This window comes from Microcystis sp. LE19-10.1B (genome assembly GCF_027530565.1).
Lineage (GTDB): Bacteria > Cyanobacteriota > Cyanobacteriia > Cyanobacteriales > Microcystaceae > Microcystis > Microcystis aeruginosa.
The window spans coordinates 1-4,592 of the sequence record NZ_JAPZQM010000070.1 but is presented as its reverse complement, the minus strand read 5'-3'; the positions used below and the strand labels follow the sequence as shown (position 1 = coordinate 4,592).

9 protein-coding genes are annotated in these 4,592 nt (G+C 44.4%); 3 read left to right on the top strand and 6 right to left on the bottom strand.

Annotated features, from left to right (window positions below):
• From O9332_RS02605 to rpsO, 4 genes are all read right to left on the bottom strand, one after another.
• On the bottom strand, positions 1–474 hold a 474-nt coding region (locus O9332_RS02605; protein WP_288023518.1), incomplete at its 3' end, for a Uma2 family endonuclease.
• A gap of 65 nt (positions 475–539) precedes the next feature.
• On the bottom strand, positions 540–1,595 hold the full coding sequence (aroF, locus tag O9332_RS02600) for a 3-deoxy-7-phosphoheptulonate synthase (protein ID WP_002763017.1): 1,056 nt from the start codon (positions 1,593–1,595) through the stop codon (positions 540–542).
• A gap of 58 nt (positions 1,596–1,653) precedes the next feature.
• On the bottom strand, positions 1,654–2,118 hold the full coding sequence (locus tag O9332_RS02595) for a PAM68 family protein (protein WP_002763019.1): 465 nt from the start codon (positions 2,116–2,118) through the stop codon (positions 1,654–1,656).
• 24 nt (positions 2,119–2,142) lie between these two features.
• A complete protein-coding gene (gene rpsO / locus O9332_RS02590; protein WP_002738807.1) occupies positions 2,143–2,412 on the bottom strand; it encodes a 30S ribosomal protein S15 in 270 nt (89 codons plus the stop codon).
• Positions 2,413–2,530: 118 nt separating this feature from the next.
• Here rpsO and O9332_RS02585 point away from each other — a divergent pair, with 118 nt between their 5' ends.
• The 3 genes from O9332_RS02585 to O9332_RS02575 all read left to right on the top strand — a co-directional run bounded on the left by O9332_RS02585 (position 2,531) and on the right by O9332_RS02575 (position 3,736).
• Positions 2,531–2,716 carry a hypothetical protein gene (locus O9332_RS02585; protein WP_125731656.1) on the top strand — a complete coding sequence of 62 codons (186 nt, stop codon included), beginning with the start codon at positions 2,531–2,533 and terminating at the stop codon, positions 2,714–2,716.
• A 7-nt stretch (positions 2,717–2,723) separates the two neighbouring features.
• The gene (locus O9332_RS02580; RefSeq protein WP_002738864.1) at positions 2,724–3,053 is read left to right on the top strand and encodes an NAD(P)H-quinone oxidoreductase subunit M; all 330 of its coding nucleotides are present in this window, start codon (positions 2,724–2,726) and stop codon (positions 3,051–3,053) included.
• Between the two features lie 521 nt (positions 3,054–3,574).
• Complete coding sequence (locus O9332_RS02575; RefSeq protein ID WP_155119788.1) at positions 3,575–3,736, top strand: hypothetical protein; 162 nt, start codon at positions 3,575–3,577, stop codon at positions 3,734–3,736.
• Between the two features lie 12 nt (positions 3,737–3,748).
• Here the strand turns inward: O9332_RS02575 and O9332_RS02570 are convergent, their stop codons facing one another.
• Together O9332_RS02570 and O9332_RS02565 are read right to left on the bottom strand one after the other, a co-directional pair.
• Positions 3,749–3,982 (bottom strand): hypothetical protein, encoded by a 234-nt coding sequence (locus tag O9332_RS02570; protein ID WP_002763025.1) that lies wholly within the window; start codon positions 3,980–3,982, stop codon positions 3,749–3,751.
• A gap of 144 nt (positions 3,983–4,126) precedes the next feature.
• Positions 4,127–4,592: bluetail domain-containing putative surface protein (locus O9332_RS02565; RefSeq protein WP_288023515.1), on the bottom strand; the 466-nt coding region annotated here is incomplete at its 5' end.

The following is a 4,592-nucleotide window of genomic DNA, read 5'->3' as shown; positions in this document are numbered from 1 at the left end:
TCCATTAAAACGCCATAATTCCGGCACTCCCAAACGGGCATAAAGTGCTAATTTATTAATATCCGTATGGGTGATATCCACTTCCACCACTAAATCTGGGGGCGGATCTTCAGTTAAATTAATCCTTTTTCCTAGCACTTTAGCTTGATTTTGAATATAGTAGGCATTATCGGGTTCTGCTCCTCGTTCTAAATCTTCCCTAGCTAGAGTTGTGGAACCCATACTTTTAATTTTTAAACCCAATTCTACCACCAAAATCCGAATAAATAATCCGATTAATTCTCGATAAAACTCGTGTTCTTCTAGGGGCATAGTAATCTCTAAAGTGCCACGATCATAAAATAAATGGGCGCGATTATTTTCCCCTAGTGCCTGTAAAATTTGCTGATAGGATAACCAACTGAGATGATTAAAAACTACCCGTTTCTCACCCCTAATTTGCTCAGTATTTAACTCCAGAGGAACTGTCACCATAACTGCCCCGAAAAGCGAAATTTATGCCCAAAAAAAGGGGGTTGACTCACCCCCTGATCATCTTATCAAACCAGTGCCGGAACCTGGGGCCAACGCCCGATCGTCTTACCAATGACCGCTAACTCCTGAGTTAATCGATCGAACCGGTCGGGGGTCAAGGATTGCGGCCCATCAGATAGGGCCTTCGCCGGGTTAGGATGTACCTCGATCATCAAGGAATCGGCCCCGGCTGCTAGGGAAGCCATGGCCATGGTCGGGACATATTCCCATTTACCCGTACCGTGGCTAGGATCGATCATGATCGGCAGGTGAGTTAAAGTTCTTAAAACGGGAATACAGGATAAATCTAGGGTATTGCGAGTATATTTACTGTCAAAGGTGCGGATACCGCGTTCGCAGAGAATGACATTGCTATTTCCTGCGGCGAGGATATATTCTGCCGCCATCAACCAATCTTCAATAGTGGCCGCCATGCCGCGCTTGAGTAGGACCGGTTTCGGTTGCGCCCCAACTTTTTTTAGGAGGGAAAAATTCTGCATATTGCGCGCCCCCACTTGCACCACGTCGGCTATTTCGACAATCTTATCGAGATCCGCTGCGTCCATTACTTCCGTGATAATACCCAAACCACTGGCATCTCTAGCCGCCGCTAGTAATTCCAAAGCGCTTTCCCCGTGACCTTGGAAAGCATAGGGAGAAGTGCGGGGTTTGTAGGCACCACCGCGGAGGAATTGCGCTCCGGCTGCCGCCACTCGTTTGGCAGTTTCCACGATCATCGCTTCATTTTCCACCGAACAGGGGCCGGCGACAATGCTAACGGTATGATTTCTGCCGATGGGGATAACACCGTTAGGAGTGGGGACTAAAACCTCGCTGTATTCGCCGTGACGGTATTCTAAAGAGGCGCGTTTGAAGGGTTGTTCGACTCGCAGGACGGTTTCGATCCAAGGGCTTAATTCTTGGATTTGTAGGGGGTCTAATTCCCTGGTTTCTCCGACTAAACCGATGACAACTTTATGCTTACCGACGATTTTTTCGGGACTTAATCCCCATGCCTCGAATTCGGCACCGACGCGCTCGATTTCAATTTCCGGGGAACCAACTTTCATGACAATAATCATGGCATTAACCCTTTATTTTTTTCTTTAATCTCTATTGTTGACGATTTCTAGAGGTTATCTATTTTTCTTCCACTTCTTTTTTGCCGGACCGCCACGCGGCGATCGTTCTGCCAAAATTAGCTTGAAATTCTTGCCATCCTAGCCAATCCCCCACCCGATCCTCATCCCAAGAAGCGGAGAAGATGCCATAACTCAGACCGATGAAACCTAGACCAAATAGGCTTAAACTGACGAGCATGGCGACGTAGGAAGGGATTTCGAGAAGATCGTGGCTAATAATCCAGTAGAAGCCAAAAAAGGAAGCTATCCCCAGTGCCGTCGGCAGGCCACAAAATACCGCCATCCGTTTGGCCATCCGTTGACTGACCACTTGCGGAATCGCCTTTAAGCTGGTTTCCTCGGAGCGATTTTTTAGGGGCGGTGGCACGGGACTAGGGGCAATTTTCGGGGTTTTTCGCTTATTTTGGCGCGGCTCAAAGGGGAGACGTTCTTTTTTCTCCGTCGATTTCGATTCAGAGGCCATGGTAGGGATGCAAAGGGGGTATGCTTAACGGCGAATTCCGAGACGACCAATCAGGGTTTGATAACGTTGTTGATCTTTCTTCTGGATATAGGTTAACAGTCCCCGACGACGACCGATCATCTGGAGTAATCCCCGACGGGAAGCATGGTCTTTCGGGTTAGCTTTCAGGTGTTCGGTCAGTTGGTTGATTCTCTCGGTTAAGAAAGCTACCTGTAACTCCGATGATCCTGTATCGGTTTCGTGGGCCTGATATTGGCTGATTAGTTCTTGTTTTTTGGTCTGGGTTAAGGCCATAGGACTCGTGATCTCTGCTTAAACACTGCAATCTATCATAGTATCACGTTTCTGGTCGATCCGTAAACATTGTTCGGGGGGCAGGAGATAGGGTGATAGGTTTTGGGGTGATAGGGTGATGAGACAGCTTCCCCACCTCCCCACTTCCCCACTTCCCTATCTACCCCACTTCATAATCCATAATTCCCACACCCCACACCCCACACCCCACACCCCACACCCCACTTCCCCACTTCCCAATTCCCAATTCCCCAATTCCGCAAATCATGGCAAAATCTTAGACATAGCGTCTAACTTACCCTGAAGATTCCATGCTGTTAAAATCCACGACCCGTCATATTCGCATTTATACGGCTGAAGTAAAAAATAATCAATTAATCGAGAGTAACAATGTCTTGACTCTTGATGTGGATCCCGATAATGAATTTAATTGGGAGGAAGTGGCTCTCAATAAGGTTTATAGTAAGTTTGATGAATTGGTAGAGTCCTACAATGGGGAAGAACTGAGCGAATATAATCTCCGTCGCATCGGTTCAGATCTAGAACATTTTATCCGTTCTCTCCTGCAAAAAGGCGAAATTAGCTATAATCTCAATGCCAGAGTCCAGAACTATAGTATGGGTTTACCAAAATTAGGGTGAACAATTCCGCGTCAGTACCCACCCGCACACCTAGAAGGGTGGGGAAGTTGCATCGCGGCTCTTCTGGTTTCTGTGTGGAAACGAGGTCTATACTGATAGAATATCCGCAAAATAGCCCTAAAAGTCTTGCCCGATAAGCATTTCACGATTCCATAAGCAAAAATTATCACACAAAGTCGAGAAGAGCCATTATACCAAATACAAAATGAATTACACAGGATTGGAGCAGCAAAGCAAGGAATCACAAATAGCTGAATTAGAGCTATTTATAAAAAGTGTAATGGATTCAAGAGAACTGAAACGAGCGCTCTCAGTAAAGATGTAGATGTCTCTCGAAGGTAAAACCTGTGAAGAAATCAGCAGAATACTCTGTGTCAAGCAATCTTTTATATATTACGGTCGAAATATATTTAAAATAAATAGAAGGAATTAGAATAGGATATAAAGGCTCGATCGGATATTTAACAGATGACCAGATAAATGAAGTGATCGGGTGGTTAAAAGCAAAGATTTATTGGAACATGGATGAATTAATCGATTATATCAGCCAACCTTATGCTGTTATTTACAAATCAAAACAAAGCTCTTATCATTTGTTTTTGCTGGCGAGTATAAGTGGTCAAAAATCTCAAAAAAGTCAGCCAAAATTTGAGCAAGAGTTAGTCGAAAATAAGAAGAAATAAATTCAGAAACTATTAGCTGAAAACAACGATGCAATATCCAGACTTCTTCTCCACTGAGTAACCAGACTTTATAGAGTTTGTCAGCGAAACGTTTTTTTGTCTTAAAGTCCAGAAAACGGGTTTCTCAAAGAAAACGGGTTTCTCAAAGAAAACGGGTTTCTCAATAGTTTCTTGAAGAAACCCGTTTTCTAGGTGACTTAATGCTTCTTTCCAGGGTTCATCATAATTGGCGGTTGTTGGGTTCATTTGAGTTGTCCGCTTACTCTTAGGTGTAAAGCGCGATAGCGTAACGCACCGATTTAATAATAGAGTTGGTGCGTTACGGCGGCTTGTTAATTTTGGTTTTTTGACGGAATTGATAGCCGCCTAACGCACCCTACGCCTACTTAATTAAACAAAGAAATTACCCACTGGAATGTTCCCTAAAGCTGGCAAAGCACCAGTAAATCCGGTGATATTTATTAATAAATCATTGCTGGATTGGAAGCCAGCCGCGCTATCATTAATAACGAGGTAAATTCCAGCGTTCGCACCGGTTGTTACCTGCACTAAGGCGGCACTATTAACCCCTAATCCTTGATTACCTGTAGTCGCTCCATTGGCATCAGTAAATACCTGATTGATTAAATTGTCTAAAGTGGTGACAGTGCTATTAGCAGCTCGACTGAAACTACTAGGCGCACTCATGGGAAGTCCACCTTGAGTTAATAAGTCGATTTTATCACTATTGATGGCAAAATCTGTGATACGATCGCTTGTTGATATGGTAGATTGGCCAAATTGGAAGACGAAGGTATCTGCACCTAAACCACCGGTTAAAGTATCAATTCCCGCACCTCCATTGATTTGATTAATG

Coding starts and splice junctions, on each gene's coding strand:
- rpsO (WP_002738807.1), bottom strand. CDS start 2,412: ATGGCCTTAACCCAGACCAAAAAACAAGAACTAATCAGCCAATATCAG.
- O9332_RS02575 (WP_155119788.1), top strand. CDS start 3,575: ATGGATGAATTAATCGATTATATCAGCCAACCTTATGCTGTTATTTAC.
- aroF (WP_002763017.1), bottom strand. CDS start 1,595: ATGATTATTGTCATGAAAGTTGGTTCCCCGGAAATTGAAATCGAGCGC.
- O9332_RS02595 (WP_002763019.1), bottom strand. CDS start 2,118: ATGGCCTCTGAATCGAAATCGACGGAGAAAAAAGAACGTCTCCCCTTT.
- O9332_RS02570 (WP_002763025.1), bottom strand. CDS start 3,982: ATGAACCCAACAACCGCCAATTATGATGAACCCTGGAAAGAAGCATTA.
- O9332_RS02580 (WP_002738864.1), top strand. CDS start 2,724: ATGCTGTTAAAATCCACGACCCGTCATATTCGCATTTATACGGCTGAA.
- O9332_RS02585 (WP_125731656.1), top strand. CDS start 2,531: ATGAGACAGCTTCCCCACCTCCCCACTTCCCCACTTCCCTATCTACCC.